Consider the following 17,563-nt stretch of genomic DNA (forward strand, 5'->3'; position numbering starts at 1 on the left):
GTGGACTCCCGCTCTAGTTCACGGACTTGAGGCCGATGGCGGCATAGTCGAGCTGTCCGGCCCAGACCGGGTGGGCGTACGCGCCGGCGATGTTGGAGCCGACCAGGACGGGCTTCCTGGCCCAGACCATCGGGACGGCGGGCGAGGCGTCCATGATCTTGGCGTCCAGGGCGAGCCAGGCGGCGTTGGCCTTCTGCAGGTCGTCCAGGCCGGCGATCCGGTCGAGTTCGGCGTTGACGGCCGGGTCGTTGAACCGGGTCATGTTGCCGTTGTTGCCCTTGTCCTTGATGGCCCGGCCGTCGAAGATCATCGGCAGGAAGGTGGCGGCGGACGGGTAGTCGGGGCACCAGCCGAGGCTGGTGAGTCCGGGCTGCTTCTCCTTGTCGCCGACGATCGAGTTGACGGCGGTGGGGTCGACGGTGGTGATGGTGACGTCCACGCCGGCTCGCTTGAGTGCGGCCTGGATCGCCTCGGCCTGCGGCTTGCCGCCGGTGGAGGTGACGAAGTCGGTGGAGAAGCCGTTCGGGAAGCCCGCCTCGGCGAGCAGCTGCTTGGCCTTCTCCGGGTCGCCGCCCGGCTTGATCCCGAAGTGGTCGACGGGGGTGCCGCCGGTGATCACGGGGGGCAGGTAGGTGGTGGCGATGTCGTTGAACGCGGGGCCGCCCATGGCGGCGGCCATGGACTCCTTGTCCACCGCGTACTGCATGGCGAGGCGGACCTTGGCGTTGTCGAACGGCGCCTTGGTGGTGTTCATGTCCAGCTTGGTGGTGCAGCCCGCGTTCTCGCTGATCAGGCGCTTCTTCACGTCGGGATTGGTGAGCACCTCGGAGATCTTCGAGGGCAGCAGGTCGACGTAGGAGACGGCGTTCTTGTCGTCGCCCTGGTCGGCGATCAGCCGGTCGGCGATGCCGCTGCCCTTGAGGGTCTGCTCGACCACGATCTTGTCGGGGTACGCCTTGCGGACCGGGTCGGTGGCCTGGTCCCAGTGGGTGTTGCGGACCAGCACCATGCGCTTGCCGCGGTCGTAGCTCTCGATCTTGTACGGGCCGGAGGAGACCGGGTGGTTGGAGTAGTTGGCGCCGGTCTCCTTGGCCTTGGGGACGGGCGCGAAGGTGGGCAGGGTGGCGGTGTAGCCGAACTCGGCGACGGGGCGCTTGAGGTGGAAGACGATGGTCTTGGCGTCGGGGACCTCGATGGCCTCGTTGCCGAGCCGCTCGCCGCCCAGCGGGCCCTTGTAGCCGGCCGGGGCGTTCAGGTAGCGCACCGCGTAGTCGGGGCCGCCGGGCAGTTCCGGCGAGTACGACCGCTCGACGTTGTACTTGATGTCGTCGGCGGTGATCGGGGTGCCGTCCTCGTACTGGAGGTTGTCCTTCAGGTGGAAGGTCCAGGTCTTCGCGCCGTCGCTGGGGGTACCGAGGTCGGTGGCCAGGTCGGGTTCGACCTTCAGGCCCTCGGCGCCGGGGGCGGCCCTGAAGGTGGTCAGGGTGCGGTAGAGCATGCGCACGCCGACGTCCATCACCGGCATGGTCCAGTTGCGGGCGGGGTCGAGCTGGTCGAAGTCCTGGTTCGACAGGATCGTCAGGGTGCCGCCCTTGACCGGGGTGCCGCCGACGATGCCGTTGCCCTCGGTGGTCACACCGTGCTGCCCGCTGCCGTCGTCACCGCCGTTGCTGCTGCTGCCGCACGCACTGAGGGCGAGGGTGAGGGATGCCGCGATGGCCGCCGCGAGGGCGGCGTGGGTACGCCTGTTCATGTGTATCTCCGGAACTGGGGGTCGCTCAACGGGGATCGGGAATCACCGAGGAACCGGTGCCGCCGGGGATCAGTGCCGCCGGGGTCTGGCCCGCCCTGAGGTGTGACCTGTAACATAGTAATGTGAAATTGCACTGCGCAATGAGGCGCCCGGACCGTTACCGAGCCGTGTCATTGCCCGCCGCTCAGCAGTGCAATTTCCTTATCCCTCACCCCAGTTGTCCAGGTATCGACCCCGCTCGGAGGAACCCCCTTCCATGGCCGACCAGCCCGCACTGAACACCGGCAGCCACGACCTCCCCGTCTCCCCCGCCCTGGCGGAGTACATGTCCGACCGGTGGGCCGCCACGCCGCTGCCCGCCGAGCTGCGCGTCCCCGGCCACGCGTACACCCCGGGCCGCCGGGCCCGGATCGCCGCCGCCTTCCCCGGCGAGCGGCTGCTCGTCCCCGCCGGGCAGTTGAAGGTCCGCAGCAACGACTGCGACTACCGCTTCCGCCCGAACAGCGCTTACGCCCACCTCACCGGCCTGACCGGCGAGGAGCAGGTCGGCCACGTCCTGGTGATCGAACCCGACGGCGAGGCCGTGCTGTACCTGCGGCCCCGCTCCGACCGGGCCGACGGCTCCGGCGCGTTCTTCCGCGACCGCCGCTACGGCGAGTTCTGGGTCGGCCGGCGCGCCGACCTCACCGAGGCCGCCAACCTCACCGGCCTGCGCACCGCCCACCTCGACGACCTGCCGAAGCTGTTCACCGGCTCCACCCCCACCCGCATCCTGGCCGGCGTCGACCCCGCCCTCGACGCCGCGCTCGGCCGCCCGTCCGCCGACCACGCCGGGCGCGACGGCCAACTCGCCGCCGCCCTCTCCGAGTTGCGCCTGATCAAGGACCCGTGGGAGGTCGAGCAGCTCCAGCTCTCCGTCGACCACACCGCCGCCGGCTTCGCCGACGTGGTCCGCGCCCTGCCCGCCGCCCTGCGCCACCACCGCGGCGAACGCATCCTCGAGGGCGCGTTCAACGCCCGCGCCCGCGCCGAGGGCAACGGCACCGGCTACGAGACCATCGTCGCCTCCGGCGCGCACGCCTGCGTCCTGCACTGGATCCGCAACGACGGCCCGCTCGACCCCACCCAACTCCTGCTGCTCGACGCCGGCGTGGAGTCCGACACCCTCTACACCGCCGACATCACCCGCACCCTCCCGCTGTCCGGCACCTTCTCCTCCGCCCAGCGCGACGCCTACGAACTCGTCCTCGCCGCCCAGAACGCCGGCATCGCCGCGCTGCGCCCCGGCGCGTCCTTCCGCGACTTCCACCGCGCCGCGATGCGCGTCATCGCCGAGGGCCTCTCCGACTGGGGCGTCCTGCCCGTCCCCGCCGAGCAGGCGCTGCGCGAGGACTCCGGCCTGTACCGCCGCTACACCCTCTGCGCCAGCGGCCACATGCTCGGCCTGGACGTCCACGACTGCGCGAAGGCCCGCGCCGAGACGTACCTGGACGGCGTCCTGGAGGAGGGCATGGTCCTCACCGTCGAACCCGGCCTCTACCTCCAGCCCGACGACCTCACCCTGCCGCCCGCCCTGCGCGGCATCGGCATCCGCATCGAGGACGACCTGGTCATCACCGCCGACGGCGCCCAGCTGATGTCCGGCGCCCTGCCGCGCACGGTGGACGGCATCGAGTCCTGGATGGGCGAACTGCTGGCCTGATCAGCGGAGGGCCGGACGGCCCCGGGTGCCGGGGCCCGACGCCCCCGACCGATCGCCGCGAGGTCGAGGCCCCCGGCCCTGCACCCGGTGATCCGACGGTCGCGGGTGTCGGCCCGGCTCCGGCGATCGGTCACCCCGCGCACCCTGACGGATCACTGGCCCGATAACCGGGTGATCCGACAATCGCCTCCGTAGGCTCGGCTCCCGTGACCGATCGCCGCACCCACATCGCCCGAATCCTGACGGAACTCCCCGACCTGACGGACGTCACCGGCGTCTCGGCGATGGCCGAGGAACGGCTCGCACAGGGCGACGCCGCCTTCCTCGCCGACCTCGGCCTCGCCCTCGCCACGCGCCTCGATTCCCCCGGGGCAACGTGGCAGTACCGGAGCGTCTTCGACCGCCTGGTCCGGCTGCTGACCGTCACGCCGGGCGCCGAGAACGTCCGCCAGGCGCTCCGCCTGCTCGCCGCCGCACCGCGCAACGGCCGGAACGGCGACCGCCTGGCGGCCTCGCTGCTGGCGTCCGGCCACCGGCCGGCCGACCTCGCGGCGGCGTTCGCCGGGCCCGCTTCGAACGAGCTGCGGGCCTGCCTGGTCCACGAGTTGGTCCTGCGCGGCGTCGACCTCTCCTCGATCCCCCGGATCTCCGCCTGGGCGACCGCCCCGCACTTCACCCACCACCCGCTGGGCGCGCTGCCCCTGACCCGCTCCCCGCTGGAAGCCTTCGCCGACCTGCCCGGCTACAGCGCGCAGGGCGGCTGCCACGCCCTGCCCTACGGGTCCCTGAACAGTGAGCAGTTGACGACCCGCCGTACCGCCGCCGCGCTCCCGCCCGCCACCGAGACCACCACCCCGGAGCTGACCGCAGCCCTCGGCCGGGCCGTCGCGAACTGGGCCGAGGAGTCCAACGGCCGCATCGAGGCCCGGGTGTTCGAGTTCGCCACCCCACTGCCCGTCGAGTCCCTCCCCGCCGCACTCCTCACCCTCGGCCTCGACTGCCTCACCGACACCAAACCCTCCACCCTCTCCGTCAGCACCTGCCCACCGGCCGACGCCTGGCGCGTCCTGTTCGCCGCAGCCTCCACCGGCGGCGCCTACAACTCCGGCGCCCACGGCGCCTACGGCCGCCTCGCCGCCTGGCAGTCCGTGGCCGCCCTGACCGACGCCACCCTCCCCACCGCCGAGGCCCGCGCCATCGCCTGCCACTGGTTCGGCTTCGACGCCCCCACCCCCTGGTTCCACGACATCGCCTGGGACTTCGGCCTGGCCACCCTCACCCCCGACGGCCGCCGCCTCGCCGTCCTCGCCGCCACCGACACCGACTGACACCCACCCTCACGGCGCGTACCGCAGCACCACCACGTCACCCACCGTCTCGGCCCCCAGCAACCTCATCCGGTGCGTGCTGCCACCCGGAAACTCGGCCGGATACACAAAACGCGGCGCACCCGCCTCACCGACCAGCAACGGCGCCACCGCCAGCTGAAGCTCGTCGGCAAGGCCCAGCGACAAGAACTGCGTGTGAACCCGACCGCCGCCCTCCACCATCAGCCGCCGCACCCCACGAGCCGCCAGATCCTCGAGCATCGCCCCGAAATCAACGGCGTCGCCGGTGCTCACCACATCGGCCAGCCCGTCCAGGCTGTCGCCCAGCTTCAACGCACCGGCGTCAGTGGTGTAGACGACCTTCTCGCCCCCGAAGTGCCAGAACTTGAGCCCCCGATCGAGCCCACCCCCCGCCGTCACCGTCACCTTCAACGGATACTCCGGCTTCCCCGCCGCCACCCGCGCAGCCCGCCGCGCCTCACTGTTGACCAACAACCGCGGATTGTCCGACCGCAGCGTGTTCCCCCCGACCAGAATCGCATCCGACTCCGCCCGCACCTGATCCACCCGATCGAAGTCCGCCGCGTTCGACAGCAACAACCGCTCCGCCGAGGTGTCGTCGATGTACCCGTCGATCGAAGTCGCAACGCTCAACAGCACGTAGGGCCGCTCGGCCATGGTGGCTCCGTTCTCCGCGGATGGACCCCGACGGTCCTCGGGCATGATCACACGCCGTCGCACCCGGCGCCGAAATCCCCCGCACCGGACGGAACGATCACGACACACTACGACCATGACCGACTCCACCGCCGCCGCCATCGGCGAACACATCCGCGAGGGCAACGCCGACGTCACATGACCACCGCCGCCCGCCCCACCCCGCGCGCCGCCTCCCCGCACCGCCCTCCCGGGCACTCGCATCCCAACAGCAGCGTCACGCCGAGCGGCAGCAGCCGAACTCCCCCGGCCTACCCCGCGCGCAGCGCGTCCCCCCACAACCCCCGCGTCACCTCCCCCGCACCACCCTCCCGCACACTCGCATACACCGCACCCGCCCAAAGACGCGTCCCCGCAGCACCGTCACGCCGAGCGGCAGCAGCCCCAAAACTCCCCGCCCCTACCCCGCGCGCAGCGCGTCCCCCCACAACCCGCGCGTCACCTCCCCCGCACCACCCTCCCGCGCACTCGCATACACCGTCCCCGCCCAAACACGCGTCCCCGCAGCATCGTCACGCCCGGCGGCAGCAGCCGAACTCCCCCGGCCCCTACCCCGCGCGCAGCGCGTCCCCCCACAACCCGCGCGTCACCTCCCCCGCACCACCCTCCCGCGCACTCGCATGCGCCGTCCCCGCCCAAAGATGCATCCCCGCAGCGTCGTCACGCCGAGCGGCGGCAGCCCTGAGCGGTTGGGTCAGGTAGTGCACCTCCGGGTACGCCGCCGGCGCGTGCCCGTCGTGGCGGGTGATGAACGCGTTGCGGAGCGCCCTCGCGGGGCGCCCGGTGAAAGCGCGGGTGACGGTGGTGTCGGGGAGTTCGACGAGCGCCCGCCGGTGTGTGGCCGTGGCGCCGGATTCGTCGGTGCGCAGGTACGCGGTGCCGAGTTGGGCGGCGCTCGCACCGGCCCGCAGCGCGGCAGCGATCGCCGCGCCGTCACCGAGGCCGCCGGCAGCAATGAGCGGCAGCGACGTCACTTCCCGCACAGCACCCAGGAGTTGAAGCAGCGGAACAGTACCGGGAACGTCCTCCGCACGATGGGTGCCACGGTGCCCGCCCGCCTCCGGCCCCTGAACGACCAGCGCGTCAAGACCGAGCGCGGCGGCGGCACGCGCCTCCTCGGGGCTGGTGACGGTGCCGAGTTGGCGGATCCCGGCGGCCCGCAACGCGTCGGCCTCGTCGCGGCGGGGGAGGCCGAAGGTGTACGAGACGTACGCGACGGGCTCGCGCAGCAGCGCCTCGAGTTTGGCGTCCCAGCCGTCCCGGTCGGCGGGAATCTCGGTGGGCAGTTCGACGCCCCACTGTTCGGCTTCCGGCCGCAGCCGCTCGCGGTAGGCGGCGACCGGCCCGGGGTCGGAGGGCGGCGCGGGGACGAACAGGTTGACGCCGAACGGGCGTTCCGTCAGCTCACGGGTGCGGCGGATCTGTTCGATCGTCCCGTCGACCGCCCGGTACCCGGCGGCAAGGAAGCCGAGGCCGCCGGCGCCGTTGACGGCCGCGACCAGTTCGGGGGTGCTCGGCCCGCCGGCCATGGGGGCCGCGATCAGCGGCACCTCCCAGTCGAACGCCATGCCGTTCCCTCGCCTCCGTACGCACCGACCGCGGTCGCTCCCCACCCTACGTCCGCGGTGGATTGCGCCGACGGCCATTCAGCGGGGGTCGGCCGGTGCTTCAGGACCGGTAGTCGCAGTTCCGCACCTCGGTCGACCCGCCACTGGACCAGGAGCCCGTGGCCGTTGCTCATCGGTTGCCGGAGCAAGGGCCACTCCGAAATACTCCCCGGATGCTGTTGACCTGGATCGCCGAGGTGGCGGACGAACCGCTGGTGCTGGAGCCGGCCGACCGCCGGGTGGAGTGGGAGACCAATACCTGGTGGCTGAGCACGGACGACGAGGACCGGCGATCGCTGTCCGTGCCGGAGGTGGTCGCCGCCTTCGAGCGGACCGCTTCCCGTATCCGAGAGCGCATCCGCGAACTCGACTACGCCGGGGTGGCGACCTTCTACGTGTGGCATGACGAGCAGGCCGGGCAGCTCCGGTGCTCCACCGGGTCGGTGCCCGCCGAGCAGTTGCCCTTCGGCGGCGCGTTTCGGCCGGTCGGCGACCTCCGGCCGGTCGTCGAAGGGTATCTGCGCGACGACACTCCGGGCCTGACTCCCTGGACGGACCTCGAAGTCGTCGACGACGACTCAGCGCCCGCCCCGGAGTTCCCGCCCTTCCCGGTGTGGGTGCGCAGCGTCGGCGCGGCCTGTCTGCACGGCCGGACGGACGTCGACGGATAGCGTGACGGGCGTCACATTCGCGGGGCTGTCACATTCGGGGAAGCAGCGGGGTCAGTCCTTGCGGAAGCACACACGACAAGGAGCCCGACCGTGGACGCACGTCTGAACTACTTCGGCAACCCGCTCGCCGGGAAGATCCTCAAGCACATCAACTCGGCCGGCGCCGCCATCGGCGGCTCCTCGCTGCCGGCGGCGACCCAGGAGTTGGTGAAGATCCGCGCCAGCCAGATCAACGGCTGCGGCTTCTGCACCGACATGCACACCAAGGACGCCACGCACGCCGGCGAGACCCAGCAGCGCCTGAACCTGGTCGCCGCCTGGCGGGAGGCGACCTGCTTCACCGACGCCGAGCGCGCCGCGCTCGAACTCACCGAGCAGGGCACCCGGATCGCGGACGCGGCGGGCGGGGTCAGCGACGAGGCCTGGGCGGAGGCCGCCAAGCACTACGACGAGGAGCAACTGATCGCCCTGGTCGGTCTGATCGCGCTGATCAACACCTACAACCGGGTCAACGTGATCATCCGCCAGCCCGCGGGCGACTACGTCCCTGGCCAGTACGCCTGACACACCGCCACGCCCCTGCCGTGACGCCCCCGGGCGTCACGGCAGGGGCGTCCGCGCAGCCATCGCGGCGGCAGCAACCCGCACCTCCGCCTCCCATACGACGAACACCTCGGGCGGCCAATGCCCGACGCAACACGAGCAGTAGTCGGACAGCAGCCCGAGCAGCGCCTCCTCGTCCTCCTGGCTCGCGCCGAACGACTCCCGGTACATCACCGCCTCGGCGAACTCCCCCGGCGCCAGGCTGCCCTCCCCCACCCGGCCGGCGAGCTCGCGCAGCCACCACCGCTCACCGTCCGCACAGCTGGGGAACGGCACCCCGAGCTCGTCCAACGCCTCCCGCAGCAACGGCTCCAACTCGGACGCCGCCTCCCGCCGCCCCCGCCCGGCCAGGTCGTACAGCGCCGGCGACTCGTATCCGTCGGCCACCAACTCGGCGGCGGCCATCGGAAGTTCACCGGTAGCCAACTCACCCGCCCGATACCGCAGGGCGACCGCCCGCACCCGACTCACCGCGCCTCCGCCACGAGCGCGGCCGCGGCGGCCCGCACCTTCGTCTCCCACGCGGCAAGCAACTCCGGCTCCCCGACGGCGATCAGGTCCTCGACACACCACTGACAGCAGCCCTCCCGCACCGCGATGGAGAACCGCAGCTCCGGCCCCTCCTCCGCGTTGTCGATGTCCAACCCGGTGACTTCCCCCACCAGGTCGGGGAGCGACACGATCTCGCCGGAGACCAGCCGGGCGGCAGCGTCCCGCAGCGCCCACCGCTCGGCCTCTGCCAACTCGAGGCGCTCCACGCCCAGTTCGTCGAGCACCAGGTACCACAGCTGCACCAGCTCGGCACTCCGCTCACCCCCGCTCCACCCGGCCAGCTCCCGCAGCGCCGGCGAGTCGTGGCCCTCGGCCAGCAACTCCGCAGCGGCCATCGGAAGGTGCTCGGGCCAGAGCCGCCCGGCCACCTGACGCATCGCCATCACCCGCAAAGAGTCCATGACCCGCACCCTGCCAGCCCTGCCACCCTCCTGACCAGCAATTTTCCCGGCGCGGGACCGGCCGGTCAGCCGTGGCTGGTGTCGATCACACAGAAGCGGTTCTCCTCGGTGTCGGCGAGGACCACGAAGTCCGGATCCTCGGGGTAGCCGTCCCACTCGACGCGCTGCGCCCCGAGGCCCACCAGCCGCTCGATCTCGGCGGCCTGCTCAGCCGCATCCCCGGCGTACAGGTCGAGATGAACACGCGGACGCTCCTGCACCGGCGTCTCGCTGCACCCGAGCGCGATCTGCACCCCACCGCCCCCACCGCCCGGCACCAGCACCACCCAGCCGTCCTGCGCATCCTCCCGCGGCACGTACCCGAGCGCCTCCCCCCAGAACGCCGCCGCCCGCGCCACATCCGAAGCGCCCAGCACCACCGACCCGACCGTCACCATGCCGCCGATTCTCGCCCACCCGCCCCCCGTCACCTCACCGCCCCCGCACCACCCACAGCACCAACGCGATGACAGCATCGTCCGATGAGCATCCTCATCACCTTCTTCACGGCCCCGGACGACACGTCAGCCGCCGCCGTCCTCCCGACCGGCCCGGGGCGGGCGTTCGAGTCGGTGTCGTTCGGCGGATTCGACCCCGAGGAGGCCGCGGTCGAGTGGGAGCACCTGCTGACCGGCGCCGACCCCGAGGAACTCCTGGACGCCGACGAGCCCCGGACCGTCGCCGACCACGGCGACGGCGACAGCGGATGCCTGGTCTTCGCACTCTCGCCCCGCCTGTCCACCGCCCTCGCCACCGCCGAACCCGCCACCCTGCGCAGCGCCGCCACCGCCTGGACTCACCTGCGCGCGGAGGACGGCGAGCGCATCGACGCGGACATCGCGAGCGCGATCATGGACGACCTCGCCGCCCTCGCCACCACGGCCGCGGGCGAGAACCACGGCGTCTACTGCTGGATCGCGTAACGGCCGAGCGCCGGCTCGCCGTCTTCAAGCGAATCAGCGCCGCCGGTACCGCCCCGCCATCGCGTCGAACACCTGCTTGCGTTCCCACCGTCCGTCGCCGTCCAGCGTGCGCACCACCCCGTACGAGCCGAGGTCGCGCAGGCCGGGTTTGTCGTAGGAGGCGAAGGTGTACCAGAACGCGGCGCCGACGCCCTCCTCCTCGAAGACGTCGAGCAGGTCGCCGAAGCAGCGGACCTGTTCGGTCTCGTCGGGGACGGCACCGGGCGGTACCTGCCAGGCCATGCCGCCGAGGTCGGTGGCGCCCCGGTAGGCGCAGGTGCCGAACTCGGTGACGGCGACGGGTTTGCCGTGGGCGCGGGCGGCGCGGAGCTGTTCGCGGTAGTCGGCGGCGTTCTGCGCGGAGCGGTAGGCGTCGAGGCCGACCAGGTCGAACGGGGTCCAGTCGACGGGCTCCCACGGTCCGGACGCGTAGCCGACGGGGCCGGCGAACTCCCGGCGGACGGCGCTCGCGGTCTCGGCGAGGAAGGCGTTGAGCCGTTCCGGGACGGGGCCGAGCGAGAGCCACCAGTCCAGGTCGGCGGTGGTCATGGCGTGCAGCCGGTCGAGGTGGGTGGCGCCGGGCAGGAACCCTTCGGCGAACACGCTGAGTTCGCAGCCCGCGACGAACACCACCCGGGCGCCGGTGCGGCGCAGCGTCTCGGCGCGCCGGGCGCAGTCCGCGAAGAACGGCAGCAGCGCGGCGGGCGGCAGGTCGGCGGGGAACGGCGAGTACCACACCTCAAGTCCGGCGTCGGCGGCCAACTGCGCGGCCAGGTCGAGGCGTTCGGGGTCGCCGCCGGTGATCCGGACGGCGTCGCAGTGCAGTTCGTCGGCGATCGCGGTGAGGTCGTGGCGGACCTGGGCGGGGTCGAAGTGGCGGCGGGTGAGGCGTTCGCCGGTGAAGGTGCCGGTGTCGTAGGTGATGCCGAGGGTGCGCACGGTCAGTGCTCCGCCGTCCGGTCGAGGCCGTGTTCCAGCAGGTCGAAGGCGAGTTCGAGGTCTTCGGCGAGGGTCTGTCCGGCCTGGTCGGCGGGGGTTCCGGCGACCAGGCGGGCGAAGTGGCGTTCCTGCAGGACGGCGAGCGAGGCGGCGATCTGGGCGGCCATCAGCGCGCCTGCCGTCTCGCCGTGTTCTTCGGCGAGGACGTCGGCGAGTGCCTGTCGCTGCCGGTAGCGCAGGCTGTCGGCGGCGGCCCGCAGGGCGGGGCTGGCCTGGATCACCCGGACCCGGGTGAGCAGCGCGGGCAGGTCGGCGACGGGTCCGGCGGCCAGGGTGCGGTGGTGGGCGCGCAGAGTGTCGAGGGCGTTCTGCCCGTCGGGGCGGCCGGCGACGATCGTGGCCAGGTCGTCGCCGGCGACGCCACCGAGGACCAGTGACTCCTTGGTGGGGAAGTAGGCGAACAGGGTCGCCCTCGCCACCTCGGCGGCGAGGGCGATCTCGCCCATCGTGACGTCCTCGAAGCCGCGTTCGGCGAACAGGCGCAGGGCTTGTTCGGCGATCCGGCGTCCGGTCCGTTCCTTCTTGAGTTCCCGCAGTCCGACCATCCGCTCAGCATATCCAGACCAAGTACAAAATCACACCCAGTCCGAAAATAAGCGGTAAGGAGCTCAGCGATCCACGGGCCTGATCAGCCCCGCCGCCAGACCCGCCGCGACCGCCGAGGTGCGGGAGTCGACGCCGAGCTTCTCGTACACGTGCACCAGGTGGGTCTTCACGGTGGCTTCGCTGATGAACAGCCGCTTGGAGATCTGCCGGTTGGGCAGCCCCTCGGCGAGCAGCTGGAGGATCTCGGCCTCGCGCGGTGACAGCGTGGGGCGCCCGGCCCGGACCCGGCCCAGCAGGCGGGCGGCGACGGGCGGGGCGAGGACGGTCTCGCCGCGGGCGGTGGCGTGGATGGCGGCGGCGAGGTCCTCGGGCGGGGCGTCCTTGAGCAGGTAGCCGGTGGCCCCGGCCTCGACGGCGGCGAGGATGTCGGCGTCGGTGGAGTAGGTGGTGAGGACCAGGACGGCGGGCGGGTCGGGCAGCGCGGTGATCCGCCGGGTGGCTTCGACGCCGTGCATGCCGGTGCCCATCTGGAGGTCCATCAGCACGACGTGCGGGCGCTGCTCGGCCGGGAGCGTGGCGAGCAGGCCGAGCGCGGCGGCCCCGTCGGCGGCCTCGCCGACGGCGGTGACGTCGGGCAGGTCGTCGACCATCGCGCGCAGGCCGCGCCGCACCACGGGGTGGTCGTCCACCACCAGCACCCGGATCACCGCCGCACCCCCGCGAGCCGCACCCCTGCCGGTCGGCCCCCTGCCGGTCGCACCTCTGCCGGTCCCACGCGCAGCGCAGTGCCGGTGGGCGGCGACGGACGGGAACGGCCCAGCGGCGCCTCGACAGTCCCGGCCGGCGGGTCGATCGCGCGCAGCGGCAGGGTCGCGGCGACGGCGGTGCCCTCGCCGGGCGTGGATTCGACGGTGAGGGTGCCGCCGAGCGCGGCGATGCGTTCGTGCATGCCGTGCAGCCCGAAGGAGCCGGGGGCGGGTGCGGTGGCGGGGTCGAAGCCGGTGCCGTCGTCGTAGACGTCGAGGGTGACGGTGTCGTCGAGGTAGCCGAGGGTGACCGCGATGTGCTGGGCGGCGGCGTGCCGGACGGCGTTGGCGAGGGCTTCCTGGGTGAGGCGCAGCAGGGCGACTTCGGCTTCGACGGGCAGGGGGTAGGGCTCGCCGTCGAGGTGGAAGGCGGCGTCGGCGCCGTCGGCGAGGCGGCGCAGCGCGTCGGCGAGGGTGGTGTCGTCGAGTGCGGGCGGGGTGAGGGCGTGGACGAAGCGGCGGGCCTCGGCGAGGTTCGCGGAGGCGGTCTGTTCGATTTCGCGGAGCAGCGCGGTGGCGTCCGGCGGGGAGTCCGGCAGTGCGGCGGCGCTCTCCCGGGCCAGCAGCACGATGCCGGACAGGCCCTGGGCGAGGGTGTCGTGGATCTCCCGGGCCAGGCGCTGGCGTTCGGCGAGGCGGCCGGCTTCGCGCTGGCTGGCGGCGAGTTCGCCACGGGTGCGGACCAGATCGTCGATGAGTTGCTGGCGGGCCCGGCTCTCGCGGTAGAGGGCGGCGTAGCCGTAGGCGGTGAGCAGGGCGACGACGACGCCGGCGAGCGGGCCGAGCACCTTGGCGGTGGTGAGGCCGCCGGGGGTGGTGGCCTGTGCGGCGATCACGGCGCCGGTCAGGGTGGCGACGGCGGGCAGTGCCCAGCGCAGTGGCAGGACGTGCAGGCAGACGAAGTACAGCGGGAACGCGAGGTAGCTGAACTCGGGGTGGTGCAGGGTGAGTTCGATCCACAGCAGGGAAACCACGAGCAGCCACACGGCACCGAGGGCGCGCGACTCACGGATCTGCCGCATCAGACCACCGGCGGCGTAGGCGGCGGCGAGTGCCCCGGCGCAGGCCCAGCCGGCCGGGCCGAGTTCGCCGGCGGCTGCGGCGCGGATCAGCAGTACGGCGAGCAGCGCGAAGAACAGGCCGTGCACGGCGAGGTTGGCCAGCCGCAGCGCGGGCGTCGGGCCGACGGGTGAGCGGTGCGGCTCGGTGCGCGGCTCGGTGCGCGGCGAGGACGGTGATGGTTCGGTTCGGGGCACGCTGTCCGAGGGTACGGGGCGTCGGCGGCCGGTCGGCGCGGCACGGCATCAACCTTTCGATGGATTTTCGGGTGCACCGCTCGGACGGTGCGTACTCCGCCCATCTCGCCGATGGCAGGGCGGGCGAAAAACGCGAAGGTGGAGTGGTCTCGTCCAGTGTCCTTTCGGAAGGTTTCCCGTGTTCGTCGCATTGCGTGACATCCGTTTCGCCAAGGGGCGGTTCGCCCTGATGGGTGCGGTGGTCACTCTGATCACGACCCTGGTGGTGTTCCTCTACGGCCTTACCGGCGGCCTCTCGTCGGCGGCGTCCTCGACGATCGCCGAACTGCCCGTGGACGGCGTGGTGTTCGGCGCGCCGGCCGGCGCGGAGCCGGAGGTGTCATTCGCCTCCAGCACGGTGACGGCCGACCAGCAGGCGAAGGTCGCCGCGGCCCCGGGCACCCGGGACGCGCACTCGCTGGGCGTGGCGATGACGCGGCTGACGGCCCCCGACGGCGCGGCCTCGGTGAGCGTGCTGGGCACCGATGCGGCGCTGCTGCCGCCGGTGTCGTCCGGTGCGGCGCCCAAGGACGGCGAGGTCGCCGTCGGCTCCGACGTCGCGAAGCAGTACCACCTGTCCCCCGGCAGCCAGGTCACCCTGGGTGCGGAGAGGCTGACGGTCAGCGCGGTCACCGCGGAGCGTTCGCTGTCGCACGCGCCGAGCGTGTGGACCACCCCGACGACGTGGCAGCAGGTCTCCGGCCAGAAGCAGCCGACCGCGATCGCGGTGCACGGCACCCCGAAGGACCTGCCCACCGACCTGAAGGCGGTCTCCCGGAGCGACGCACTCGCGGGCATCAACGGGTACTCGGCGGAGCGGGGCAGCCTGCTGATGATCCAGGGCTTCCTGTTCGCGGTCAGCGCCCTGGTGATCGGCGCGTTCTTCACGGTGTGGACGGTGCAGCGCCGCCCCGACATCGCGGTGCTCAAGGCCGTCGGCGCCTCCAGCGGCTACCTGGTGCGCGACGCCCTCGCCCAGGCCGCGGCCGTACTGGTGGCGGGTTCGCTGCTCGGCGGGGCGATCGGCGCGATCGGCGGGGCGATCGCCTCGGCGGCGGTGCCGTTCGACGTGGGCGTGCTCACGGTGGCGGTGCCGGTCGGCGCGATGGTGGTGCTCGGCCTGCTGGGCGCGGCCCTCGCAGTGCGCCGGATCACCGCCGTGGACCCGCTCGCCGCGCTGGGCGCCAACCGATGACCGTCGTACCTCTCTTCCCGAAGGACCTCGCCATGACCACCACCGCCGTCCGCACCGGCCTCGCGCTGAGCGGCGTCACCCTCACCTACCCGGACGGCGAGAGCCGGCTGACGGCCCTGAACAACGTCGAGCTGTCCGTCGCCCCGGGCGAGTTCGCGGCCATCGTGGGCCCGTCGGGCTGCGGCAAGTCCAGCCTGCTGGCAGTCGCCGCGACGCTCCAGCGCCCCGACACGGGGCAGGTGCTGATCGATGGCGTGGACGCGGGCGCGCTCAGCGACAAGGAACGCACGTCGCTGCGCCGCGAGCGCCTGGGCATCGTCTTCCAGCAGTCGAACCTGCTGGCCTCGCTGACCGCCGTGGAGCAGCTCCTGGTCCTCGAATCCGTCCGCGGCCGCCGCCCGGCCGCGGCCCGGCAGCGCGCCGAGGACCTGCTGGAGTCGGTGGGCCTGGCGGGCCCGAAGCAACAGCGCCGCCCGCACCAGCTGTCCGGCGGCGAGCGCCAGCGGGTGAACATCGCCCGTGCCCTGTTCGGCGACCCCTCCGTTCTCCTGGTCGACGAGCCCACCTCCGCCCTCGACCACGAACGCGGCGCCCAGGTCGTCGACCTCCTCGCCGAGGTCACCCGCACCCACAACACGGCCACCGTCATGGTCACCCACGACCGCGACCTGCTGAGCCGCACCGACCGGGTCCTGGAGATGCAGGACGGCCGCCTGACGACCCGCTAGGCCTGGCGGCGACGCCGGGCCGGCGGTGGCATGGGCATGGGCATGGGGATGGGGATGGCGAGCATTGGACTGCCCGCAGGGCTATGCCGCCGCCCACCGCACGCCCAGCAGCTCGTCCAGCGCCCGCTCCCCCATCGCCGTCACCCGCACCGCCCGGCTGTCGGGCCGCCGCTCCACCCAGCCCGCCGTCAGCGCGTGCCCGCACAGCGCGGCGCCGACGGCGCCGGCCAGGTGCGGGCGGCGTTCGGTGTAGTCCAGGCAGGCACGGACGGCGGCACGGCGGCCGGGGGCGACGGAGATGCCCGCCCCGGCGAGCCAGTCGGTACCGGCCTGGGTGAGGGCGAGGCCGTGGCGGTCGTCCAGCAGGCCGCGGGCGGTCATCGCGTCGGTGACGGTGACGCCGAGCGCCCCGGCCAGGTGGTCGTAGCAGGTGCGGGCGCGGGCGAGTTCGGCGTCCCGGCGGGCGGCGCGCAGCGAGGTCGCGGCGGGTGGCGGTCCGCCGGTGAACTGGGCGAGCGCTTCGACGAGTTCGGCGGCGGTGGGCCCGGCGAGCCGCAGGTAGCGGTGGCGGCCCTGGCGTTCCTCGGCGAGCAGCCCGGCGGCGACCAGCCGGTTGAGGTGGCCGGTGGCGGTGGGGGCGGCCACCTTCGCGTGCCGGGCGAGTTCGCCGGCCGTCCAGGCCCGCCCGTCCAGCAGGGCGAGGCAGATCGCGGCCCTGGTCGGGTCGGCGAGCAGGGCCGCCGTGTCGGCGAGCCGGCGGGCGCTGAGCTGGGTGTCCACCCGTCCATGGTGCCGCGCGGACACTTCGGCGCGGGCCGAAGTGTGCTCGGCCTACGGTCGGCGCCATGCACAAAACCCCGCCACACCGCACTTCCCTGACGCACCGCACCTCCCCGACGCACCGCAGCTCCCCGACAGATCGCGCTTCCCTGACGCACCGCGTGGTCGAGCCGCACATCCTGTACTTCGGCACGCCGGTGGTGCTGCTGAGCACGCTCGACGCCGACGGCGCGGTCAACCTGGCGCCGATCTCGTCCGCCTGGGCGCTGGACCGCACGGTGGTACTGGGCCTCGGCCCGGACGGCCAGACCTCCCGCAACCTCGCCGCCCGCCCCGAACTGGTGGTCAACGTCCCCGGCCCGGGGCTGTGGCGGCAGGTGGAGCTACTCGGCGACACCACCGGCCGGGCGGACGCGGCGCACTTCGTCCGCGACAAGTTCGCCCACGCCGGCCTGACGGCGCAGCCCGCGGAGCTGGTGGCGCCGCCCCGGGTCGCCGAGTGCCCGCTCCAGCTGGAGGCCCGGGTGGCGGACCTGCGGGCGGACGCCACCGGGGAGTTCCTGGTCGTGGAGGTGCAGGTGCTGCGGGTGCACGCGGCCGAGTCGATCACCGTGCCGGGCACCGACTACGTGGAGCCGGCCGCGTGGAGTCCGCTGGTGTACAACTTCCGGCACTACTTCGGTCTGGGCGCGGAACTCGGCCACTCCTCGCGCAGCCGCACGCCCCGCGCCTGACAGACGGGCTGTCGGTCAGCGGCGGGGCAGGCGCAGCACGCTCTCGGTCTGGGCGCGGAACTCGGCCACTCCTCGCGCAGCCGCACGCCCCGCGCCTGACAGACGGGCCGCCGGTCAGCGGCGGGGCAGGCGCAGCACGCTCTCG

Annotated in this window: 19 protein-coding genes; 8 read left to right on the forward strand and 11 right to left on the reverse strand. The window is 72.9% G+C overall.

Annotation, left to right across the window (positions count from 1 at the left end):
- Positions 1 to 13: 13 nt before the first annotated feature.
- Positions 14 to 1,753: an ABC transporter substrate-binding protein gene (locus ACFYS8_RS00910; RefSeq protein WP_387633947.1), complete on the reverse strand. Its 1,740-nt coding sequence runs from the start codon at positions 1,751 to 1,753 to the stop codon at positions 14 to 16.
- A 256-nt stretch (positions 1,754 to 2,009) separates the two neighbouring features.
- On the opposite strand from ACFYS8_RS00910, the gene ACFYS8_RS00915 reads away from it, so the two are divergent.
- Positions 2,010 to 3,455: an aminopeptidase P family protein gene (locus ACFYS8_RS00915; protein ID WP_387633949.1), complete on the forward strand. Its 1,446-nt coding sequence runs from the start codon at positions 2,010 to 2,012 to the stop codon at positions 3,453 to 3,455.
- 206 nt (positions 3,456 to 3,661) lie between these two features.
- Positions 3,662 to 4,783, forward strand: a complete 1,122-nt coding sequence (locus ACFYS8_RS00920) for a DUF6183 family protein (RefSeq protein ID WP_387633951.1) — start codon at positions 3,662 to 3,664, stop codon at positions 4,781 to 4,783.
- 9 nt (positions 4,784 to 4,792) lie between these two features.
- Here the strand turns inward: ACFYS8_RS00920 and ACFYS8_RS00925 are convergent, their stop codons facing one another.
- Together ACFYS8_RS00925 and ACFYS8_RS00930 are read right to left on the reverse strand one after the other, a co-directional pair.
- Positions 4,793 to 5,461, reverse strand: coding sequence for a RibD family protein (locus ACFYS8_RS00925; protein ID WP_387633953.1), 669 nt, complete (start codon positions 5,459 to 5,461; stop codon positions 4,793 to 4,795).
- A 587-nt stretch (positions 5,462 to 6,048) separates the two neighbouring features.
- Positions 6,049 to 7,068: a nitronate monooxygenase gene (locus tag ACFYS8_RS00930; RefSeq protein WP_387633955.1), complete on the reverse strand. Its 1,020-nt coding sequence runs from the start codon at positions 7,066 to 7,068 to the stop codon at positions 6,049 to 6,051.
- Positions 7,069 to 7,280: 212 nt separating this feature from the next.
- On the opposite strand from ACFYS8_RS00930, the gene ACFYS8_RS00935 reads away from it, so the two are divergent.
- Entirely contained in the window at positions 7,281 to 7,778 is a 498-nt protein-coding gene (locus ACFYS8_RS00935) for a hypothetical protein (RefSeq protein WP_387633957.1), read from the forward strand.
- A 90-nt stretch (positions 7,779 to 7,868) separates the two neighbouring features.
- Positions 7,869 to 8,342 (forward strand): carboxymuconolactone decarboxylase family protein, encoded by a 474-nt coding sequence (locus ACFYS8_RS00940; protein WP_387633959.1) that lies wholly within the window; start codon positions 7,869 to 7,871, stop codon positions 8,340 to 8,342.
- Positions 8,343 to 8,378: 36 nt separating this feature from the next.
- Here ACFYS8_RS00940 and ACFYS8_RS00945 read toward each other — a convergent pair whose 3' ends face one another.
- From ACFYS8_RS00945 to ACFYS8_RS00955, 3 genes are all read right to left on the reverse strand, one after another.
- Positions 8,379 to 8,852, reverse strand: a complete 474-nt coding sequence (locus ACFYS8_RS00945; RefSeq protein WP_387633961.1) for a hypothetical protein — start codon at positions 8,850 to 8,852, stop codon at positions 8,379 to 8,381.
- Positions 8,849 to 9,334, reverse strand: coding sequence for a hypothetical protein (locus ACFYS8_RS00950; protein WP_387633963.1), 486 nt, complete (start codon positions 9,332 to 9,334; stop codon positions 8,849 to 8,851). Before ACFYS8_RS00950 ends, ACFYS8_RS00945 begins: the two co-directional genes overlap by 4 nt.
- A 65-nt stretch (positions 9,335 to 9,399) precedes the next feature.
- Positions 9,400 to 9,771, reverse strand: a complete 372-nt coding sequence (locus ACFYS8_RS00955; protein ID WP_387633965.1) for a VOC family protein — start codon at positions 9,769 to 9,771, stop codon at positions 9,400 to 9,402.
- 84 nt (positions 9,772 to 9,855) lie between these two features.
- Here ACFYS8_RS00955 and ACFYS8_RS00960 point away from each other — a divergent pair, with 84 nt between their 5' ends.
- A complete protein-coding gene (locus ACFYS8_RS00960; protein ID WP_387633967.1) occupies positions 9,856 to 10,296 on the forward strand; it encodes a hypothetical protein in 441 nt (146 codons plus the stop codon).
- A gap of 33 nt (positions 10,297 to 10,329) precedes the next feature.
- Here the strand turns inward: ACFYS8_RS00960 and ACFYS8_RS00965 are convergent, their stop codons facing one another.
- From ACFYS8_RS00965 to ACFYS8_RS00980, 4 genes are all read right to left on the reverse strand, one after another.
- Entirely contained in the window at positions 10,330 to 11,274 is a 945-nt protein-coding gene (locus ACFYS8_RS00965; RefSeq protein WP_387633969.1) for a hypothetical protein, read from the reverse strand.
- A gap of 2 nt (positions 11,275 to 11,276) precedes the next feature.
- Entirely contained in the window at positions 11,277 to 11,879 is a 603-nt protein-coding gene (locus ACFYS8_RS00970; protein ID WP_387633971.1) for a TetR family transcriptional regulator, read from the reverse strand.
- 63 nt (positions 11,880 to 11,942) lie between these two features.
- On the reverse strand, positions 11,943 to 12,587 hold the full coding sequence (locus tag ACFYS8_RS00975; RefSeq protein WP_387633973.1) for a response regulator: 645 nt from the start codon (positions 12,585 to 12,587) through the stop codon (positions 11,943 to 11,945).
- Positions 12,584 to 13,942 carry a sensor histidine kinase gene (locus ACFYS8_RS00980; RefSeq protein ID WP_387633975.1) on the reverse strand — a complete coding sequence of 453 codons (1,359 nt, stop codon included), beginning with the start codon at positions 13,940 to 13,942 and terminating at the stop codon, positions 12,584 to 12,586. Before ACFYS8_RS00980 ends, ACFYS8_RS00975 begins: the two co-directional genes overlap by 4 nt.
- A 178-nt stretch (positions 13,943 to 14,120) precedes the next feature.
- On the opposite strand from ACFYS8_RS00980, the gene ACFYS8_RS00985 reads away from it, so the two are divergent.
- Together ACFYS8_RS00985 and ACFYS8_RS00990 are read left to right on the forward strand one after the other, a co-directional pair.
- Positions 14,121 to 15,176, forward strand: coding sequence for an ABC transporter permease (locus ACFYS8_RS00985; RefSeq protein ID WP_380485877.1), 1,056 nt, complete (start codon positions 14,121 to 14,123; stop codon positions 15,174 to 15,176).
- Positions 15,177 to 15,208: 32 nt separating this feature from the next.
- On the forward strand, positions 15,209 to 15,904 hold the full coding sequence (locus ACFYS8_RS00990; RefSeq protein ID WP_380485878.1) for an ABC transporter ATP-binding protein: 696 nt from the start codon (positions 15,209 to 15,211) through the stop codon (positions 15,902 to 15,904).
- A gap of 81 nt (positions 15,905 to 15,985) precedes the next feature.
- Here ACFYS8_RS00990 and ACFYS8_RS00995 read toward each other — a convergent pair whose 3' ends face one another.
- On the reverse strand, positions 15,986 to 16,684 hold the full coding sequence (locus ACFYS8_RS00995) for an ArsR/SmtB family transcription factor (protein WP_387633978.1): 699 nt from the start codon (positions 16,682 to 16,684) through the stop codon (positions 15,986 to 15,988).
- Between the two features lie 161 nt (positions 16,685 to 16,845).
- On the opposite strand from ACFYS8_RS00995, the gene ACFYS8_RS01000 reads away from it, so the two are divergent.
- On the forward strand, positions 16,846 to 17,418 hold the full coding sequence (locus ACFYS8_RS01000; protein WP_387633980.1) for a flavin reductase family protein: 573 nt from the start codon (positions 16,846 to 16,848) through the stop codon (positions 17,416 to 17,418).
- The last annotated feature ends 145 nt before the right edge of the window (positions 17,419 to 17,563 follow it).

The organism is Kitasatospora sp. NPDC004615 (assembly GCF_042873545.1).
Classification (GTDB): Bacteria; Actinomycetota; Actinomycetes; order Streptomycetales; family Streptomycetaceae; genus Kitasatospora.

What these genes read in the sequence shown, in the direction of transcription:
- ACFYS8_RS00925 (WP_387633953.1), bottom strand. Translation starts at nt 5,461, where the DNA reads ATGGCCGAGCGGCCCTACGTGCTGTTGAGCGTTGCGACTTCGATCGAC.
- ACFYS8_RS00930 (WP_387633955.1), bottom strand. Translation starts at nt 7,068, where the DNA reads ATGGCGTTCGACTGGGAGGTGCCGCTGATCGCGGCCCCCATGGCCGGC.
- ACFYS8_RS00960 (WP_387633967.1), top strand. Translation starts at nt 9,856, where the DNA reads ATGAGCATCCTCATCACCTTCTTCACGGCCCCGGACGACACGTCAGCC.
- ACFYS8_RS00910 (WP_387633947.1), bottom strand. Translation starts at nt 1,753, where the DNA reads ATGAACAGGCGTACCCACGCCGCCCTCGCGGCGGCCATCGCGGCATCC.
- ACFYS8_RS00990 (WP_380485878.1), top strand. Translation starts at nt 15,209, where the DNA reads ATGACCACCACCGCCGTCCGCACCGGCCTCGCGCTGAGCGGCGTCACC.
- ACFYS8_RS00970 (WP_387633971.1), bottom strand. Translation starts at nt 11,879, where the DNA reads ATGGTCGGACTGCGGGAACTCAAGAAGGAACGGACCGGACGCCGGATC.
- ACFYS8_RS00955 (WP_387633965.1), bottom strand. Translation starts at nt 9,771, where the DNA reads ATGGTGACGGTCGGGTCGGTGGTGCTGGGCGCTTCGGATGTGGCGCGG.
- ACFYS8_RS00950 (WP_387633963.1), bottom strand. Translation starts at nt 9,334, where the DNA reads ATGGACTCTTTGCGGGTGATGGCGATGCGTCAGGTGGCCGGGCGGCTC.
- ACFYS8_RS00915 (WP_387633949.1), top strand. Translation starts at nt 2,010, where the DNA reads ATGGCCGACCAGCCCGCACTGAACACCGGCAGCCACGACCTCCCCGTC.
- ACFYS8_RS00935 (WP_387633957.1), top strand. Translation starts at nt 7,281, where the DNA reads ATGCTGTTGACCTGGATCGCCGAGGTGGCGGACGAACCGCTGGTGCTG.